At 66.2% G+C, this 16,548-nt stretch carries 13 protein-coding genes; 10 read left to right on the forward strand and 3 right to left on the reverse strand.

Annotated elements, in window-relative coordinates; translation table 11 throughout:
- The first annotated feature begins 4 nt into the window (after window positions 1–4).
- Window positions 5–1,000, forward strand: coding sequence for an SGNH/GDSL hydrolase family protein (locus tag HPF_RS04465; protein WP_165961649.1), 996 nt, complete (start codon window positions 5–7; stop codon window positions 998–1,000).
- 28 nt (window positions 1,001–1,028) lie between these two features.
- Here the strand turns inward: HPF_RS04465 and hemL are convergent, their stop codons facing one another.
- Together hemL and thiD are read right to left on the reverse strand one after the other, a co-directional pair.
- Window positions 1,029–2,327, reverse strand: coding sequence for a glutamate-1-semialdehyde 2,1-aminomutase (gene hemL, locus HPF_RS04470; protein ID WP_066158738.1), 1,299 nt, complete (start codon window positions 2,325–2,327; stop codon window positions 1,029–1,031).
- A gap of 7 nt (window positions 2,328–2,334) precedes the next feature.
- Entirely contained in the window at window positions 2,335–3,285 is a 951-nt protein-coding gene (thiD, locus tag HPF_RS04475) for a bifunctional hydroxymethylpyrimidine kinase/phosphomethylpyrimidine kinase (protein WP_079364494.1), read from the reverse strand.
- Between the two features lie 127 nt (window positions 3,286–3,412).
- Between thiD and HPF_RS04480 the strand changes: the two genes are divergently transcribed.
- The 6 genes from HPF_RS04480 to HPF_RS04505 all read left to right on the forward strand — a co-directional run bounded on the left by HPF_RS04480 (window position 3,413) and on the right by HPF_RS04505 (window position 13,492).
- Window positions 3,413–3,586, forward strand: a complete 174-nt coding sequence (locus tag HPF_RS04480; protein WP_066158881.1) for a rubredoxin — start codon at window positions 3,413–3,415, stop codon at window positions 3,584–3,586.
- Window positions 3,587–3,605: 19 nt separating this feature from the next.
- Window positions 3,606–4,058 (forward strand): response regulator, encoded by a 453-nt coding sequence (locus HPF_RS04485; RefSeq protein WP_373270126.1) that lies wholly within the window; start codon window positions 3,606–3,608, stop codon window positions 4,056–4,058.
- Window positions 4,058–4,423: a response regulator gene (locus HPF_RS04490; protein WP_066158730.1), complete on the forward strand. Its 366-nt coding sequence runs from the start codon at window positions 4,058–4,060 to the stop codon at window positions 4,421–4,423. The genes HPF_RS04485 and HPF_RS04490 overlap by 1 nt, the downstream gene beginning before the upstream one ends.
- A gap of 28 nt (window positions 4,424–4,451) precedes the next feature.
- Window positions 4,452–4,991: a chemotaxis protein CheW gene (locus HPF_RS04495; RefSeq protein WP_066158728.1), complete on the forward strand. Its 540-nt coding sequence runs from the start codon at window positions 4,452–4,454 to the stop codon at window positions 4,989–4,991.
- A 96-nt stretch (window positions 4,992–5,087) separates the two neighbouring features.
- Window positions 5,088–7,343, forward strand: a complete 2,256-nt coding sequence (locus tag HPF_RS04500; protein ID WP_066158725.1) for a methyl-accepting chemotaxis protein — start codon at window positions 5,088–5,090, stop codon at window positions 7,341–7,343.
- A gap of 23 nt (window positions 7,344–7,366) precedes the next feature.
- On the forward strand, window positions 7,367–13,492 hold the full coding sequence (locus HPF_RS04505; protein WP_133155867.1) for a hybrid sensor histidine kinase/response regulator: 6,126 nt from the start codon (window positions 7,367–7,369) through the stop codon (window positions 13,490–13,492).
- 18 nt (window positions 13,493–13,510) lie between these two features.
- Here HPF_RS04505 and HPF_RS04510 read toward each other — a convergent pair whose 3' ends face one another.
- Window positions 13,511–14,986, reverse strand: coding sequence for a cryptochrome/photolyase family protein (locus HPF_RS04510; protein ID WP_133155868.1), 1,476 nt, complete (start codon window positions 14,984–14,986; stop codon window positions 13,511–13,513).
- A 55-nt stretch (window positions 14,987–15,041) separates the two neighbouring features.
- Between HPF_RS04510 and HPF_RS04515 the strand changes: the two genes are divergently transcribed.
- Genes HPF_RS04515 through pyrR form a run of 3 tightly spaced genes read left to right on the forward strand, consistent with a single transcriptional unit; the run spans window position 15,042 to window position 16,547 of the window.
- Window positions 15,042–15,632 carry a YqgE/AlgH family protein gene (locus HPF_RS04515; RefSeq protein WP_066158717.1) on the forward strand — a complete coding sequence of 197 codons (591 nt, stop codon included), beginning with the start codon at window positions 15,042–15,044 and terminating at the stop codon, window positions 15,630–15,632.
- A complete protein-coding gene (gene ruvX, locus HPF_RS04520; RefSeq protein ID WP_066158714.1) occupies window positions 15,616–16,035 on the forward strand; it encodes a Holliday junction resolvase RuvX in 420 nt (139 codons plus the stop codon). The genes HPF_RS04515 and ruvX overlap by 17 nt, the downstream gene beginning before the upstream one ends.
- Complete coding sequence (gene pyrR / locus HPF_RS04525) at window positions 16,035–16,547, forward strand: bifunctional pyr operon transcriptional regulator/uracil phosphoribosyltransferase PyrR (RefSeq protein ID WP_066158878.1); 513 nt, start codon at window positions 16,035–16,037, stop codon at window positions 16,545–16,547. Before ruvX ends, pyrR begins: the two co-directional genes overlap by 1 nt.
- Window position 16,548 lies beyond the last annotated feature (1 nt).

Raw genomic sequence — 16,548 nt, forward strand, 5'->3', positions numbered from 1 at the left:
AACCTTGTCCGCTGGCAAGCGGCTGGTGTTCTACCTCGTGCTGCTGAGCCCCTTGCTGGCCCTTGTGGGCGGTGGTCTGTACCTCGTGCTGGGCACGTCCCTGGTCCAGGATGTGTACCTGGCGTCGTGGCGCAACCTGGAAACGCCCTGCATGCGGTGGACCGACGAAGGGTACGGCTACAAGGCCAAGCCCGGGCCCTGCGTTCTGAACAATCTGGAATACCAGACGGTGATGACGTTCGACGAAGAAGGCTTTCGCAACGCCGACACCCGGGCGCCTTCCGATGTGGTGCTGATCGGGGACTCGCACACCCAGGGCTTCGGCGTCAAGGACGCCGAGTCGTTCCCGGAGGTCCTCCGAAGCCGCTACCACCTCCGGACCAAGAATCTCGGCATTTCCTCTTACGCCACCCTGCGCGAGCTGGAGTCGCTCAAGGCCTATTCGGGTGGAGCGAAGGTGGTGGTCCTCCAGTACTGCAACAACGACGCCGACGAGAACAAGCGGGCGGTGGAGAGCACGCGGGAGGAGTTCCTGCGGCAGGTCCACTCGCGCTGGCTGCACATGCAGGCCCGCTACCACGACAACAAAGCGCGCGGCCCCATCGCTCCGGTGCTGGACTTGGCGCATGCGATCTACAAGGGTGACTACAAGAGCCGGGCCCGGTTCGAGGCGCGCAGCCTGGCGCGCAACATGCCCTGGGAGGCGGACAACTTCGCCAAGATCGTCGCGCGCTACCGCCCGGTGCTCGAAGGCAAGAAGCTCATCGTGTTCGAGTCCAGTGGCTACGGCTTCAACCACCCCGGCTTCAAGAGCACATTCGAAGCGGCCCTGTCACAGCATGCGCCCGGTCTGGACGTGGTGGTGCTGGACAGCCAGGCCCTGCTGAAGCGCTCGGACTACTACCGCATCGACGACCACCTCAACCCCCAGGGGCACGAGCACCTGGCGCAGATCCTCTCGCCCCTGATCACCGACGGCCTCAAGTCCCCCGCACCCTGAAGCAGCCGCGGGGGAACAGCGAGACCATTTACCGGAGTGAGGCGAACACTTCGCGCGCCGCCGCGACTGTGGCCGCGATGTCGTCCGCGGTGTGCGCCGCGCTCACAAAGCCTGCTTCGTACAGGGCGGGCGCGATGTACACACCCCGGTCCAGCAGACCGTGGAACAGGGCGTTGAACTTCGCGCCCTCGGTCTTCATCACGGTGGCGTAGTTCTGCGGCAATTCGGGCATCAGGAAGAAGCCGAACATGCCGCCCTGGCAGTCCACGCTGAACGGAACACCTTCGGCATCAGCCGCGGCCTTCAGACCATCCACCAGCGAGCGGGTGGTGGCCGACAGGGCTTCGAAGAAACCGGGCTTCTGGATTTCTTTCAGCGTGGCCAGACCGCAGGCCGTGGCCACGGGGTTGCCCGACAGCGTGCCGGCCTGGTAGACACCACCCAGCGGAGCGAGGTGTTCCATCACCGCGCGTTTGCCACCGAAGGCCGCCAGCGGCATGCCGCCACCGATCACCTTGCCCATCACCGTCATGTCGGGTTCAAAGCCGGGAATCAGCGACGCGTAGTGGCCTTGCGCGCTGCCCAGACCGACGCGGAAGCCCGTCATCACCTCGTCGAACACGAACAGTGCACTGTGCTGGGTGCACAGCTCGCGAATGCGCTTGACGAACGGCACGCTGGCGCGCACAAAGTTCATGTTGCCCGCGATCGGCTCGATGATCACGCAGGCGATGTCGGCGCCGTGCTCGGCAAACGCGGCCTCGATCTGTGCCACGTTGTTGTATTCGAGCACCAGGGTGTGCTGCACCACCTCGGGCGGCACGCCGGCGCTGGTGGGGTTGCCGAAAGTGGCCAGGCCCGAGCCGGCCTTGACCAGCAGGGCGTCGGCGTGGCCGTGGTAGCAGCCTTCGAACTTGATGATGGTCTTGCGCCCGGTGGCGCCGCGGGCCAGCCGGATGGTGCTCATGCCGGCCTCGGTGCCGGAGCTTACCAGGCGCACCATCTCAAGGCTGGGCACCAGCTTGACGATCTCTTCGGCCAGTTCGACTTCGCGCTCGGTGGGTGCGCCGAAGGAGAAACCTTCTGTGGCCGCCTTCTGCACCGCTTCGAGCACGGCAGGGTGGCCATGGCCCAGGATCATCGGGCCCCAGGAGCCGATGTAGTCGATGTACCGCTGGCCGTTGGCGTCCCAGAAATAGGCGCCCTGTGCGCGCTGCACGAAGCGCGGCGTGCCGCCGACCGCGCGGAAGGCGCGCACCGGGGAGTTCACGCCGCCGGGGATCAGCTGCTTGGCGCGTTCGAAGAGATCAAGGTTGCGGTCGCTCATGGATGGTTCAGTGCTTGGTGGTGTCCAGGGGAAAGTCGTCGGCGTCCAGCTGGCTGTCCGGCGAGGGCGTTTCGCCGGCGGCGCCTTCGGGGGCCTCGTCGCCCTCGTCTTCGTGCGCCCAGAACAGCCGGTCGGGAACGGCATGACCCATGCCAGGCTGGAACCCGGCGTCCAGACACTGGTCCAGATAGGTCAGTGCCTCTGCGCAGGCCGATTGCAGGTCGGCGCCGGCGGCGATCAGGGCGCACAGCGCGGCGGACAGCGTGTCGCCCGCGCCGCCGAAGGTCGCCTCAAAGCGCTCGTAGCGAGCGGTGGCCAGCACGGCCTCCGGGCTGGCCAGGTGGCTCTCAAGGTACTGGTCGGCGGCGTTGAAGCCTGTCACCAGGGTGTAGGGCACGCCATGCACCGCCGCCGCCCGGGCCACCTCGCGGGCGTTGGGAGGACGGTCGCCCTCCCACTCGGGCAGAAGCCAGCGGCAAAGGGTGCTGTGGTTGCCGACCAGCACGGTGGTCTGTGGCAGCAGCAGCTCGACACAGGCGTCGAGATAGGTCTCGATGGCGAGTTCGTCCCACCACGAGAGGTCGGGCATGTAGGTGACCACCGGGACATCGGCGTAGTCGGTGGTGATGCCGGCGATCGCGCTGAGATTTTCCGGGTTGCCGACGAAACCGACCTTGAAGGCCTTGACCGGCATGTCTTCGAGCGCACAGCGGGCCTGGTCGGCGACGGCTTCTTCGTCAAAAGCGATGTGGTCGTGGATTTCGGAGGTGTCCCGGATGTAGGAGCCCGTCACCACCGCCAGCACATGGGCAGAGGCGCTGGACATGGCTGTGAGGTCCGCCGCCAGTCCACCGGCTCCGCTGGGGTCGTTGGCGTTGAAAACCATGACGCATGGCAGCGAAGTTTCACCAGGCTCCACTGCGTTGGCGGGCAGGGGAGGGGCGGAGTTTTGGGGCATTGTGAACGCAGCGTGTTACGCGTAAATCGGTATCTGGCGCCTTGGGGATTTCCACCAGCGCGAGCTCAGCGGCGGCCCTCCGTGGCTCGATACAATGACCGGATTCTATGACAATGCCTTCGCTGACATGACCGAAACCAAGACTTGGATGTGCCTGATCTGCGGGTGGATTTACGACGAGGCCGCAGGCTCACCCGAGCACGGTATCGCACCGGGAACCGCGTGGGCGGATGTTCCGATGAACTGGACATGCCCCGAGTGTGGCGCCCGCAAGGAAGACTTCGAGATGGTCCAGATCTGACGAGCCTGCGCCTCGGCGTATGCTGCAGGCTGGCATCCCGTCACCCTCCCTCCACACCATACAGGAGCGACCAGCAGTGAATCCGACGCCCACATTCAAAGTTCTGGTGGTCGACGACAGCAACACCATCCGTCGCAGTGCAGAAATCTTTCTCAAGCAGGGCGGGCACGAGGTGCTGCTGGCAGAGGATGGTTTTGATGCGCTGGCCAAAATCAACGACTACCTGCCCGACATCGTGTTCTGCGACATCCTGATGCCGCGGCTGGACGGGTATCAGACCTGCGCGATCATCAAGCGCAACGCCCGATTCGCCAACATTCCGGTCGTGATGCTGTCGTCCAAAGATGGCGTGTTCGACAAGGCGCGGGGCCGCATGGTCGGCTCGCAGGAATACCTCACCAAACCGTTTACCAAAGACCAGCTGCTGCAGGCTGTGCAGCAGTTTGGCGCCCACCTCACCGGAGCCGCATGATGCCGATTCAGAAGATTCTCGTTGTGGACGATTCCAAGACCGAGCTCATGGTTCTGTCCGATCTGTTGGTGAAAAATGGCTACAAGGTGCGAACCGCTGAGAATGCGGAAGAGGCCTTTCGTCGGCTCGGGGAGGAAAAGCCGGAACTGATTCTGATGGACGTGGTGATGCCCGGTCAGAATGGATTTCAGCTGACGCGGGCCATCACCCGCGACCCCCAATACTCTGATATTCCCATCATCATGTGCACCAGCAAGAACCAAGAGACGGACCGCGTCTGGGGAATGCGCCAGGGTGCACGCGACTACGTGACCAAGCCAGTCAACGCAGAAGAACTGATCTCCAAGATCCGGGCTCTCGGTTGACGCGGCAACCGGGCGAACGACTGAACGCATGGCCAACCGTCAATCCCTCAAAGACCTTCAGGTGCGCCTCGCGGAGCGCCTGACCGCAGCCAGAACCGAGGGGGCCTCGGCATCCTGGCTTGCTTTGGAGGCCGGCGGCGGGCGTTTCCTGGTACCGCTGGTTCAGTCGGGCGAAATCTTTCCGTGGACCAGCCTGCAGACAGTGCCGTACACCAAGCGGTGGTACGCCGGGGTGGCCAGTCTCCGGGGTGGTCTGCACGGCGTGGTCGATCTGGCTCTGCTGTCCGGGCGGCTCGCAGCGGCTTCCGCCGCCAGGGTGTCTGACCGTGTGACATCAGAGTCGCGACTGGTGAGTCTGCACTCCGCGCTGGGTGTGAACGCCGTTCTGTGGATCGACCGCCTGCTGGGGCTGCGCAACCCCTCCATGTTTGCGTCTGTGATGGAACGGGATGCACAGGCGCCCGCTTGGTACGCCCGCCGTTTCACCGACAAGGATGGTCAGGAGTGGCAGGAGCTGAACCTTCAGGCGCTGTCCCATGACCCGGAGTTTCTCGCCATCGCGGCCTGATGTGCATCGCCATGCGGTGCACGGGTGGCAGGTCGTCATCAATAACGTGTGAGCGGATCCCGATGGATCCCGTCTTTTCTGTTGGAAGGTTGTTTCATGGCCATGCTTGATCGAATCCAGGGGATGTTCCGCAAGAACGGGGCCGACGATCCCGATCTGAGCGACCTCGCCGAACAGGACGTGGCCCGCATCGCTGCCGAGCGGCTAGATGAGTCGCGCAACGATGCAGATTTTGCGGAGAGTCGCCTGAGCTCCGATGGTCCGGAGCCAGCCGACCTGGAGCTTGGGGTGCTCAGCCTGCCGGTGCTTGGTCGGCGGAGCGCGGAGCAGCATCGTCGTACCCTGGGCACCTTGCTGTTGTTTGCGGTGGTGCTGTTGACGGCGGTGGTGTTCTTCGTGCTGAACAAGACCGAGAAAGTGGGTCAGCAAGTGGCTGCCAGCGGTCAGGCACTGATGCAGTCGCAGCGGCTGGCCAAGAGTGTGTCCCAGGCCCTGATTGGCAACCCGGCTGCCTTCGCTGAAGTGAAGGACAGTGCCGACGTGCTGTCTCGCAACGTGCGTGGCTTCAAGCAGGGTGATGATGCACTGGGACTGAGCCCTCTGGGCCCCGAGTTTGAGGGGTTGCTGGGCGAGTTGCTGCCCAAGGTGGATTCCGCCGAGCGCAATGCCGGCGTGGTGCTGTCTCAGCAAAAGATCCTGACCCAGGTGGGTGACGCGCTTCGCTCCATCAACCGCCAGTCGTCCGACCTCCTGGAAATCGCTGAAACAGTCTCTTCTCTGAAGCTGCAACTTGGCGCTCCCCCGACCGAGATCTCGGCGGCAGGCCAGTTGGTGATGCTGACGCAGCGCATCGGCAAATCGGCGAACGAGTTCCTGACCATGGAAGGCGTGAGCCCCGAGGCCGTGTTCCTGCTGGGCAAGGACCTGAACACCTTCAAGGAAATCGCTGAAGGCCTGCTCAACGGCAGCGCCGAGCTGCGCCTGAAGTCCACCACCGATCCTCAGATCCGCGAGCGGCTGGAAGCCCTGCTGAAGCTGTACGAGCAAACCCGCACCGACGCTGGTGCCATTCTGGGCAACCTGCAAGGTCTGGTGGCGGCCCGCGAGGCGCAGGCCGGCGTGATCGGCGACAGCGAGCCGTTGCGGACGGGTCTCGAGAGCCTTCAGAGCCAGCTGTCTGCCGCCTCCGGTCTGGGCGGGGGTGAGCTGTTCGCCATGGTGGCGTCGGCGCTGTTTGCGCTGGCCTGTGGCGCGGCGCTGGCGTATGTCCAGCTGCTCGAAAGCCGCCAGCGTCAGCTGATCGCAGAAAGCCAGCGTGTGGCTGCCGAAGCGCAACAGCAGGACGCCAAGCGCGTCAACGATGCCAACCAGGCCGCCATTCTGCGGCTGATGAACGAACTGCAGACGGTGGCCGAAGGCGACCTGACGCAGGAAGCCACGGTGACGGAAGACATCACCGGTGCCATTGCCGACTCGGTGAACTACACGGTGGAAGAACTGCGATCGCTGGTGGGCAACGTGCAAGCCACGGCAACACGGGTGGCCCAGACGACGTCGGCGGTGGAGAGCACCTCGACCGAACTGCTGGCCGCGTCAACGGAACAGCTGCGCGAAATCCGCGAAACCGGCCAGTCGGTGCTGGACATGGCGCAGCGCATCAACGACGTCTCCGGACAAGCGCAGGAATCGGCTCGTGTGGCCCGCTCGTCTCTGCAGGCCGCAGAGTCCGGTCTGCAGGCTGTGCAGGACGCCATCGGTGGTATGAACGCCATCCGCGACCAGATCCAGGAAACCTCCAAGCGCATCAAGCGGCTGGGCGAGTCGTCGCAGGAGATTGGTGAAATCACCGAGCTGATTTCCGACATTACCGAACAGACCAACGTGCTGGCCCTGAACGCCGCCATCCAGGCCGCGTCCGCCGGTGAAGCCGGTCGCGGCTTCTCGGTGGTGGCGGAAGAAGTGCAGCGCCTGGCCGAACGCTCCGCAGATGCCACACGCCAGATTGCTGCGCTGGTGAAGGCGATTCAGACCGACACGCAGGACGCGGTGGCCGCCATGGAGCGCTCCACGCAGGGTGTGGTGGAAGGGGCCAAGCTGTCCGACAACGCCGGTACCGCCCTGTCCGAGATCGACCGCGTGTCGCGCCGTCTGGCCGAGCTGATCGAGCAGATCTCCAGCGCCACGCTCCGCGAAGCCGAGTCTGCCAACGAAGTGGCCGGCAACATCCAGCACATTTTCGCGGTGACCGAGCAGACCGGTGAAGGTACGCGTTCGACCGCCGCGCAGGTGCGTGAGCTGTCCTCCATGGCCGAGGAACTGAGGCAGTCGGTGGCCCGATTCAAGATCGCCTGATCGGCCGTCAGGCCTGACCCAACATGCTCGATACCCAAGACCACGCCCCGACCGATACGCCTCTCAACGACCTGGGGCCGCTGGCCTGGGTGTTTGAGGAGTTGCGCAAGTCGCTGGAGGGTGCCAACAAGGCCATCCGGCGGTTCATCCGGGAGTCCGAGCAGGCGCGCCACAGCGACCTGGAAGCGGTCGACCCCGGGGCCTTGCGTGTGGCCCGGCAGCAGCTTCACCAAGCGGTGGGTGCGCTCGAGGTGGTCGGTCTCGCGGCCCCGGCGCAGGTGCTGCGGGGCATGGAGGCGGCAGTCCAGCGGTTCGTGCAGCGCCCGCTCAGTTGCACCGATGAGGCGGCGGGCAAGGTCGAGCGCGCGAGCTTCGCCCTGATCGAGTACCTCGAGGCGGTGCTGAACGGCAAGCCGGTGCCGCCGGTGGCGCTGTTCAGCCAGTACCGCGAGGTGCAGGAGCTGGCGGGTGCCGAGCGCGTCCATCCGGCCGACCTGTGGTCGTTTGACCGGCGGGGGGTGGAGGCGCCAGCGCCTGCCGGGGTGCCGCCGATGAAGGTGGATCCACAGGTGCGCTCGCTGTTCGATCGGCTCGTGCTGCTGGTGGTCAAGACCAACAGCCGTGCTGCCTCGACGCAACTCTCGCGCATGTGTGCCAGCCTGGCCGCTGGTGCGCAGCAACCCCGTGCGGTCACGTTCTGGCGAACAGCCGCGGCCTATTTCGAGGGTTTGTCGCAGAACCTTCTCGTGCCAGATGTCTATGCAAAGAGGGCGGCCTCCCGCATCCTGCTGCAGCTGGCCGGTCTGGTGCAAGGTGGTGCGCGCGCCGATGTGTCCGAGACGCTGTTGCACGACCTCCTGTTCTTCTGTGCCCAGGCGCGTCCTGTGCCGGGCACACGGGCGCCTCATCTCGAAGCGGTGCGCGCGGCGTTCGGTCTCAGCGATGCCGCGCCGGTGGACTACAGCCAGGCCACGTTGGGGCGTTTCGACCCCGCGTTGCTGGTGCAGGCCCGCAAGCGGATCAATGCGGGCAAGGAGTCGTGGTCGCTGCTGGCGGGCGGCGACCTGAGTCGTGCGCGGTCGGTGCTCGACCAGTACACCCTGATCGGCGAGTCGCTGCTCAAGCTGCATCCGGCCAGCACCGGACTGGCCCGCTCGCTCGTCAAGGCGGCCGAGCACGTGGCGCGCTCACCCGGGAACGTCAAGCCCGAGTTGTCAATGGAGGTCGCGACCACCACCCTGTACCTGGAAGCGGCGTTCGACGATTTTGATCCCAACGATGCAACACTGACAGACCGCACCCAGTTGCTGGCCGAGCGTCTGGAGAGGGTGCTGGCGGGTGAGTCTGCCCAGCCCCTCGAACCGTGGATGGAGCAGCTCTACCGCCGCGTCAGCGATCGCCAGACGCTGGGCAGCGTGGTCGGCGAACTGAAGGTGGCGCTGGGCGAGGCGGAGAAGTCGCTGGACCAGTTCTTCCGGGCGCCGAAGGAAAAGGCGGGGCTGCACGTGGCAGTGTCCCAGCTGGTGCAGATGCGCGGCGTGCTCTCTGTGCTGGGCCTTGAACAGGCGGTGCAGACCGTCTCCCGCATGCGCGCGACGGTCGAGCAAATCCTGGACACCGAAATCGACGAGGACATGGCCCGAGAGGCCGGAACCTTCCAGCAGCTGGGCAACAACCTCAGCGCCCTGAGTTTCCTCGTGGACATGCTCAACTACCAGCCAGCGCTGGCGAAGAAGCTGTTCGTGTTCGACGACCAGGCGGGCGAGCTCCGGCCGCTCATGGGGCGAATGGCTCCGGAGGTGCCGGTGTCCCTTCCTTCGCAGCACGCAGCTGAAACGCTGAGCCAGGACGTCCAGCGCGTGGTCGAAGGCGCCCAGAACAATGTGGACTTGGCCGAATTGAGCGAACAGCTCGACTCTCTGGCTGACCAGGCATCGCTGGCTGAACAGGAAGGTGTGGCACGCGCCGCGCGCGAGGCAGCCCAGGCCGTGGTCGGCAGTGACGCCGTGGCCGGTGCCCAGGCACTGGTGGGACTGGCCCAGTCGGGCGTCCCGGCGGCGCATGTGGCGCAGGCGGCCCCGGTCAGCACGCCGCCCGATGACGATGGAGAAGACGATCTGCGCGACATCTTCCTGGAGGAAGGTCGTGAAGTGGTGGGCAACGGACTGGCCGCGCTCAAGGCGCTGCGCCACGAACCCGGTCAACTGGAGCAGCTCACGATCCTGCGCCGTGCGTTCCACACCCTCAAGGGCAGCTCCCGGATGGTGGGACTGGGTGAGTTCGGTGAAGCCGCCTGGGCGATGGAACAGGTTCTCAACTCGGTGTTGGCGGAGCAGCGGCCAGCCGAACCGGCGCTGCTGTCGCTGGCGCAGGAAGCCATGACCGAGCTGGGCCGCTGGGTGGAGGACATCGACCAGAACCAGGACGCGCACTGGAAGGCCCAGCCCTTCCGCAACAGCGCCCAGGCCTGGCGCGATCGGCGGGAACACCTGCCGCTGGAGGGTGCCCTGCCAGAGTTGGCGGTGGAAGCGGTCGAGGTTGTTGAACTGACCGAGCCGGCGGCCGAAGAACCGGTGGCGTCGATCGAGGTCGAAACGGATGACGCGCCTGCGGTGGACCTGGACTTGGGCGTGGGCGCACAGGAGTCTGGCGATGCCCCGGTGATGGAGCTTGATCTTCCCGAGCCTGTGCCGTCGGAGCATGCATCGCTCGCTGATCCGGTCGAGTCCGGAGCGGGTGGTGAGGATGCGGAATCTCCCGCGCAGTTGGACCCCGCAGACGAGAATCCATCCATCTTCGACGAGATCTCTCTCGATCTGGAGGCGGAGCTTCCACAGGCTCAGGACTTGCAGGATTCCATGCCTGCTGCGCTGTTCAATCCGGCCGAGCCCGACAGCGTGCAGGTGATTGAGCTCGACGCGGTGGTGATGCCGACGCCAGAGCCCGTGCTGGTGGAAGAGCCCATGAGCGCCCCGGGACCTGCTGAGGACGATGAGGCACCGGACGTCGAGGTGGGTGAGGAAGTCGCAGACATCGCTGTGTCTTCCGATGCCGCGGCAGAAGAGATGCTCGATGAGCAGACACGCGCCATCGGGCCGCTTCGCATCGGCATCCGTCTCTACAACGTCTACCTCAACGAGGCGGATGAATGGTCGCGCCGGCTGGGTGTGGCGCTGTCCGAGTGGTCGCTGGAGCGGCACGAACGCCTGCCTGAGCAGGCCGAGGCGCTGGCACATTCGCTGGCAGGAAGCTCGGCGACGGTGGGCTTCCAGCCCCTGTCGGATATTGCCAGGGCGTTGGAGCACGCATTGGCGCTGGTCGGTTCGCACCAGCGCGCGGGCCAGCCGGCGACCGATGCACAGGCACAGCTTTTCGTCGCCGCCGCCGAGGACATCCGCCGCCTGCTGCACCAGTTTGCGGCGGGTTTCTACAAGGAACCCAATCCCGAACTGCTGGCGGGCCTGGAGGCGTTGCTGCACCTGCCCACGCCAACCGAGTCGGACGCAGTCAGCGAGTCCACGACCGATGAGCCATCGCTGGACAACGAACTGAACACGCAATGGGATGCGTCGTCCATCGACACCGGGACGCCAGTCGACACCGTGGAGCCCGTCGCGGTGGTGGACGAAGAGCCGCTGCACGTGGCACCCGAGGTCCTCGAAGCCGAGTCGCTTGTACTGGCGGACGACGACACGACGCTGTCGCCCTTGTCAGAAATGGACGAGCCCAGGGGGCCTGTCCAGGACATCGACGACGACATCGATGCGATGGACACGATCGATGTGGACCTGTTCCCGATCTTCTCCGACGAAGCACAGGAGTTGCTGCCCCTGCTGGGCGGTGCCCTGCGCCAGTGGATCGCGCGACCGGACAACGGCAGTGCACGCGCCGAGGTGCTTCGCAACCTGCACACGCTCAAAGGCAGCGCCCGGCTCGCAGGCGCGTTGCGTCTGGGCGAAATGGCGCACCGGATGGAAACCTCGGTTGAACGCCTGGGCACCGACACCCCGCAGACCGGGGAGCTGGAGCCCCTGCAGTCCGCCTACGACGCCCTGTGCGCCCGCTTCGACCTGCTCCGCAGCACCGATCCCGCCTCTCATGGCGTGGTGCAGACCGCGCCGGAGCAAGCCGCCGAGCCACCACTGTCGATCACGGTCGAGGACGAGGTTGTGGTGGGTTCCGGGGAGGCTGTGGTCTCGTCGGAAGCCGCTGCTTCGGTGGCGGTGCCTCAGGGTGCCGGACTGAGTGGCCTGTCTCTTCAGCAGGCGCCGGTGCCGGTGCCACAACGTGCAGGAGCCGCCGTCCGGGTCCGTCCGGAGTTGCTGGACCGCCTGATGAACCAGACCGGTGAGGTCATGATCACCCGCTCGCGCATGGAGTCCCAGCTGGTGACCCTGCGCGGCTCGCTCAAGGACCTGACGGGCAACCTCGACCGTTTGCGCCATCAGCTGCGCGACATCGAACTGCAGGCCGAAACCCAGATGCAGTCGCGCCTGGCGCAGGCGCGCGATGCCGAACTGGCGTTCGACCCGCTGGAATTCGACCGATTCACGCGCGTACAGGAACTGACCCGCATGATGGCCGAGTCGGTCAACGACGTGGCCACGGTGCAGCGCAATCTGCAGCGTGCGGTCGAAGCGACCGAGGACGGGCTGGTCGCGCAGGGGCGCCAGACCCGCGAGTTGCAACGCGACCTGCTGCGCACCCGCATGGTGGAGTTCGAAGGCATTTCCGAGCGCCTGTACCGCGTGGTGCGCCAGGCCTCGAAGGAGACGGGCAAGCAGGTGCGGCTGGACATCACGGCCGGTCACATTGAAATGGACCGCGGCGTGCTGGACCGGATGACGGCGGCGTTCGAACACCTGCTGCGCAACAGCGTCGTGCATGGCATCGAATCGCCCGAGCGCCGGCTTGAAAAGGGCAAGCCCGCCGAGGGTCACATCGAGATCCGGCTGGCGCAGGAGCTCAACGACGTCTCGGTGACGTTCGAGGACGACGGCGCGGGCATCGATCTGGCGCGTCTGCGCGAAAAAGCCCTGGCCCAGGGGCTGGTGCCCGCCGACGCGGTGTTGTCCGACGACGAAGCTGCGCAGCTGATCTACACCCCTGGCCTGAGCACGGCTGCCGAGGTGTCCTCGCTGGCGGGGCGCGGTGTTGGCATGGACGTGGTCCGCAACGACGTGGTGGCGCTCGGTGGCCGCATCGAGACCCACACCCACGCGGGGCAGGGCAGCAGCTTCAAGCTGGTGCTGCCGCTGACCACCGCCGTCACGCAGGTGGTGATGCTGCGTGCGGGTGAACTGACGGTCGGTGTGCCGTCGACGCAGGTCGAACTGGTTCGCCGTGTCAGCGCCGACGAGCTGGCGCAGGCGTACGCCAGAAAGACGCTCATGGTCGGCGGCGAGGAGGTGCCGTTCTACTGGGCAGGGGCTCTGCTCCAGTCGACACCGCAATCGCAGGAAACACAGACCCGCACGCTGCCGGTGGTGATCTTCCGAAGTGCGGCGCAGCGCGTGGCGATGCACGTGGACGAGGTGCTGGGCAACCAGGAAGTCGTGGTGAAGAACCTCGGTCCGCAGCTCTCGCGCCTGCCCGGTCTGGCCGGCATGTCGGTTCTGGCGTCTGGCGCTGTGGCGCTGATCTACAACCCGGTGGCGCTGGCCACGGTGTACGGTGACCAGGTGCAACCCTGGATCGAGGGCCGGCTGCACCGCGACGCGGCGTCGTCCGAAGGCGCTCCCGAGCTGCCGGTCGAGGCGGCGGTCAGTGCCGTGCCGCTGGTGCTGGTGGTCGACGACTCGATCACGGTGCGCCGCGTGACGCAGCGCCTGCTGCAGCGCGAAGGCTACCGCGTGACGCTGGCGGCCGATGGCCTGCAGGCACTGGAGCGCCTGCAGCAGGAGCGCCCGACCGTGGTGCTGTCGGACATCGAGATGCCGCGCATGGACGGTTTCGACCTGGTGCGCAACATCCGCAACGATCCGCGCCTGTCCGACCTGCCGGTGATCATGATCACGTCGCGCATCGCGGAGAAGCACCGCGAGCACGCCCGCGAGCTGGGCGTGGACCACTACCTGGGCAAGCCCTACTCGGAAGACGAGCTGCTGGCCCTGGTGGCGAACTACGCGCAGGCCTCAGCCAACGCCTGACCACTGGTCGCCTGGTGATCAGGGGCAGCGCTTGACCACTGCGTAGCGTTCCAGCGTGCGCTCGCGGGCGATGGCGTGGTCGACGATCGGGTTCGGGTAGGTCTGGCCCAGGCGCACATCCGCCGCCACCAGTTCCAGTTCGGGCGCCTTCCAGGGAGCGTGGATCGCCGCGTCGGACAACCCTGCCAGCTGTGGCAGGTAGCGGCGGATGAACTTGCCCTGGGGGTCGAACTTCTCGCTCTGCGTCACCGGGTTGAAGATGCGGAACCAGGGCTGGGCGTCGCAGCCGGTCGAGGCCGCCCACTGCCAGCCGCCGTTGTTGGCGGCCAGGTCGAAGTCGATCAGCTTCTCGGCGAAGTAGCGCTCGCCCCAGCGCCAGTCGATGCCCAGGTCCTTCACCAGGAAGCTGGCCACCACCATGCGCAGCCGGTTGTGCATGTAGCCGGTCTGGTTGATCTGGGCCATGGCCGCGTCCACCAGCGGGTAGCCGGTGCGGCCCTCGCACCAGGCCGCGAACAGCGCCTGCGCGTGTTTGCCATGTTCGAAGCGCACCTTGTCGTACTCGGGGCGGAATGCCTTGCTCACCACGTGCGGAAAGTTGGCCAGGATCTGGTGATAGAAATCGCGCCAGATCAGCTCCGATAGCCAGGTGCTGGCCCCCTTCATGCCCTGCAGGTGCATCTGCCAGGCCAGCGAGGCCAGCTGGCGGACCGACACCGTGCCGAAGCGCAGGTGCACGCTCAGGTAGCTGGGGCCCTTGACCGCCGGAAAGTCGCGCGCGGTGTCGTAGCGCTCGATGCGCTCCATGAAATCCGCCAGCAGGGTCTGAGCACCGCTGGCGCCGGTGGGCATGGGCAGCTTCGACAGGTTGGTGGTCTCGAAGTCCAGATCAGACATCCGGGGCAGCGGCCCATCCATCGCATCGGGCAGTGGTGCGAGGGCCGGTGCGTACTTGTCGACGGGATAGGCCTTGAGAAAGAAGGGCTCGATCTTGCGCAGCCAGGCGTTCTTGTAGGGCGTGAACACGCCGAACGGCTGGCCGGCCTGGGTCAGCACCTCGCGGCGTTCGAAGATCACATGGTCCTTGTGGCTGTGCAGCATGACGCCGGCGTGTGCCAGCGCGCCCAGCACCTGGGCATCGCGGGCCAGGGCTGCGGGCTCGTCGTCGTGGTTGGTGAACACCGCTTGCACATGCAGCTGCCGGGCCAGCCGCGGGATGTCTTCGCGCGCGGCCGCGTGCCGCACGATGAGGCCGGTGCGCTCGCGGCCGTGCCGGGCGCCCAGGGCGCGCAGCCCGGCATCGAGTTCGAGCACGCTGGCGTGGATGAACTCCACCCGCCGGTCGGCGCGCGGCAGCGGGTCGAGGATCTCCGTGTCGAACACGAACACGCACCAGACCTGGCGGCAGTGTTTGAGCGCGTGGTGCAGGGCGGCGTTGTCCTGCACCCGCAGGTCGCGCCGGAACCACATCAGTCCTCTGTCGTAGCGTGTCATCGGGGGCTGCTCGGTGACGGCGGGGCGGGCACGGGCCGCCGCTTAAAATTGCGCCATGACTGCGGATTCTGCCCCGATCAATCTCACCAATCACTTCCTGATTGCAATGCCCGGGCTGAACGACGAGCTGTTCGGCCGCAGCGTGGTGTTCATGTGCGAACACAGCGAGCGCGGCGCGCTCGGACTCGTGATCAACAAGCCTTCCGACATCCTGCTGCCCGGACTGTTCGCCAAGGTCGACCTGGTGCTGGGGCGCGACGATCTGCGCGATCAGCCCGTGTTCCAGGGCGGTCCCGTGCAGACCGAGCGCGGTTTCGTGCTTCACGAAGCCATCGACGCGGGTGAAGGCGAGTCGGTCTACGCCTCCACGCTGTCCATTCCCGGCGGGCTGGAGATGACGACCTCGCGCGATGTGCTCGAAGCCATCGCCTCGGGCGCGGGCCCGCGCAAGGTGTTTGTCTCGCTGGGCTACGCGTCCTGGGGCGAGGGACAGCTCGAATCCGAGATCACCGAAAACAGCTGGCTCACGGTGGCCGCCGACCCGGCGCTGATTTTCGACACGCCGGTGTCGCAACGCTATGAGAAGGCGATGGGCCTGCTGGGTCTGGCGCCCTGGATGCTGTCCCCCGATGCCGGACACGCCTGACGCCATGGACGTGCCGGCCGCCTGCCAGACCTTTCTGGCCTTTGACTTCGGACTCAAGCGCACCGGTGTGGCCAGCGGCAACCGCCTGACCCGCACAGCCACGCCGCAGGCCACCATCGCCGCCGAAGGCGACGCGCGCTTCGCGAAGCTCGCCGAGCGCATCAAGGAGTGGCAGCCCGACGCCCTCGTCGTCGGCGTGCCGTTCCACCCCGACGGCGCCCCCCACGAGAACACCTTGCGCGCACAGAAGTTCGCACGCCGGCTGCGCGGCCGCCACGGCCTGCCGGTGTACGAGGTCGACGAACGCTACTCGACCACCGAGGCCCACGCACTGGGGGCCAAGGACGCCGATGCGGCCAGCGCCTGCATCATCCTGGAACAGTTTCTGAGGAGCCTGCCGTGATCCAAAACATCCAGCTCGACGCCGAGCTGCTCTATGCCGAACTTCGCGAAGGCGTCCAGGCGCTGATTGCCGCCACCCCGCAACCGGTGGTGCTGGCCGGCATCACCTCGGGCGGTGCCTGGCTGGCCGAGCGCCTGCAGCGCGACCTGGGCCTGCCCGGCGACGCCGGTGTGATCTCCTCGTCCATGCACCGCGACGACTTCGCGCAGCGCGGCCTGTCGATCTCGGCTCAGACCGTGCTGCCCTATGAAGTGGACGGTGCGAACGTGGTGCTGATCGACGACGTGCTCTACACCGGCCGCACCCTGCGCGCGGTGATCAACGAGCTGTTCGACTACGGCCGCCCCGCGAGCGTGCAACTGGCGGTGCTGGTCGACCGCGGCGGTCGCGAGCTGCCCATCCAGGCCAATGTCTGCGCCGCCACCCTGACCCTGCCCGCCAACCAGTTGCTGGAGCTGGCGCGCGACAGCGAGGGGCGCTTCCGATTCGTGCTGGAAACCAAGGAAAACTGAC

This window comes from Hydrogenophaga pseudoflava (genome assembly GCF_004353865.1).
Classification (GTDB): Bacteria; Pseudomonadota; Gammaproteobacteria; order Burkholderiales; family Burkholderiaceae_C; genus Hydrogenophaga; species Hydrogenophaga pseudoflava.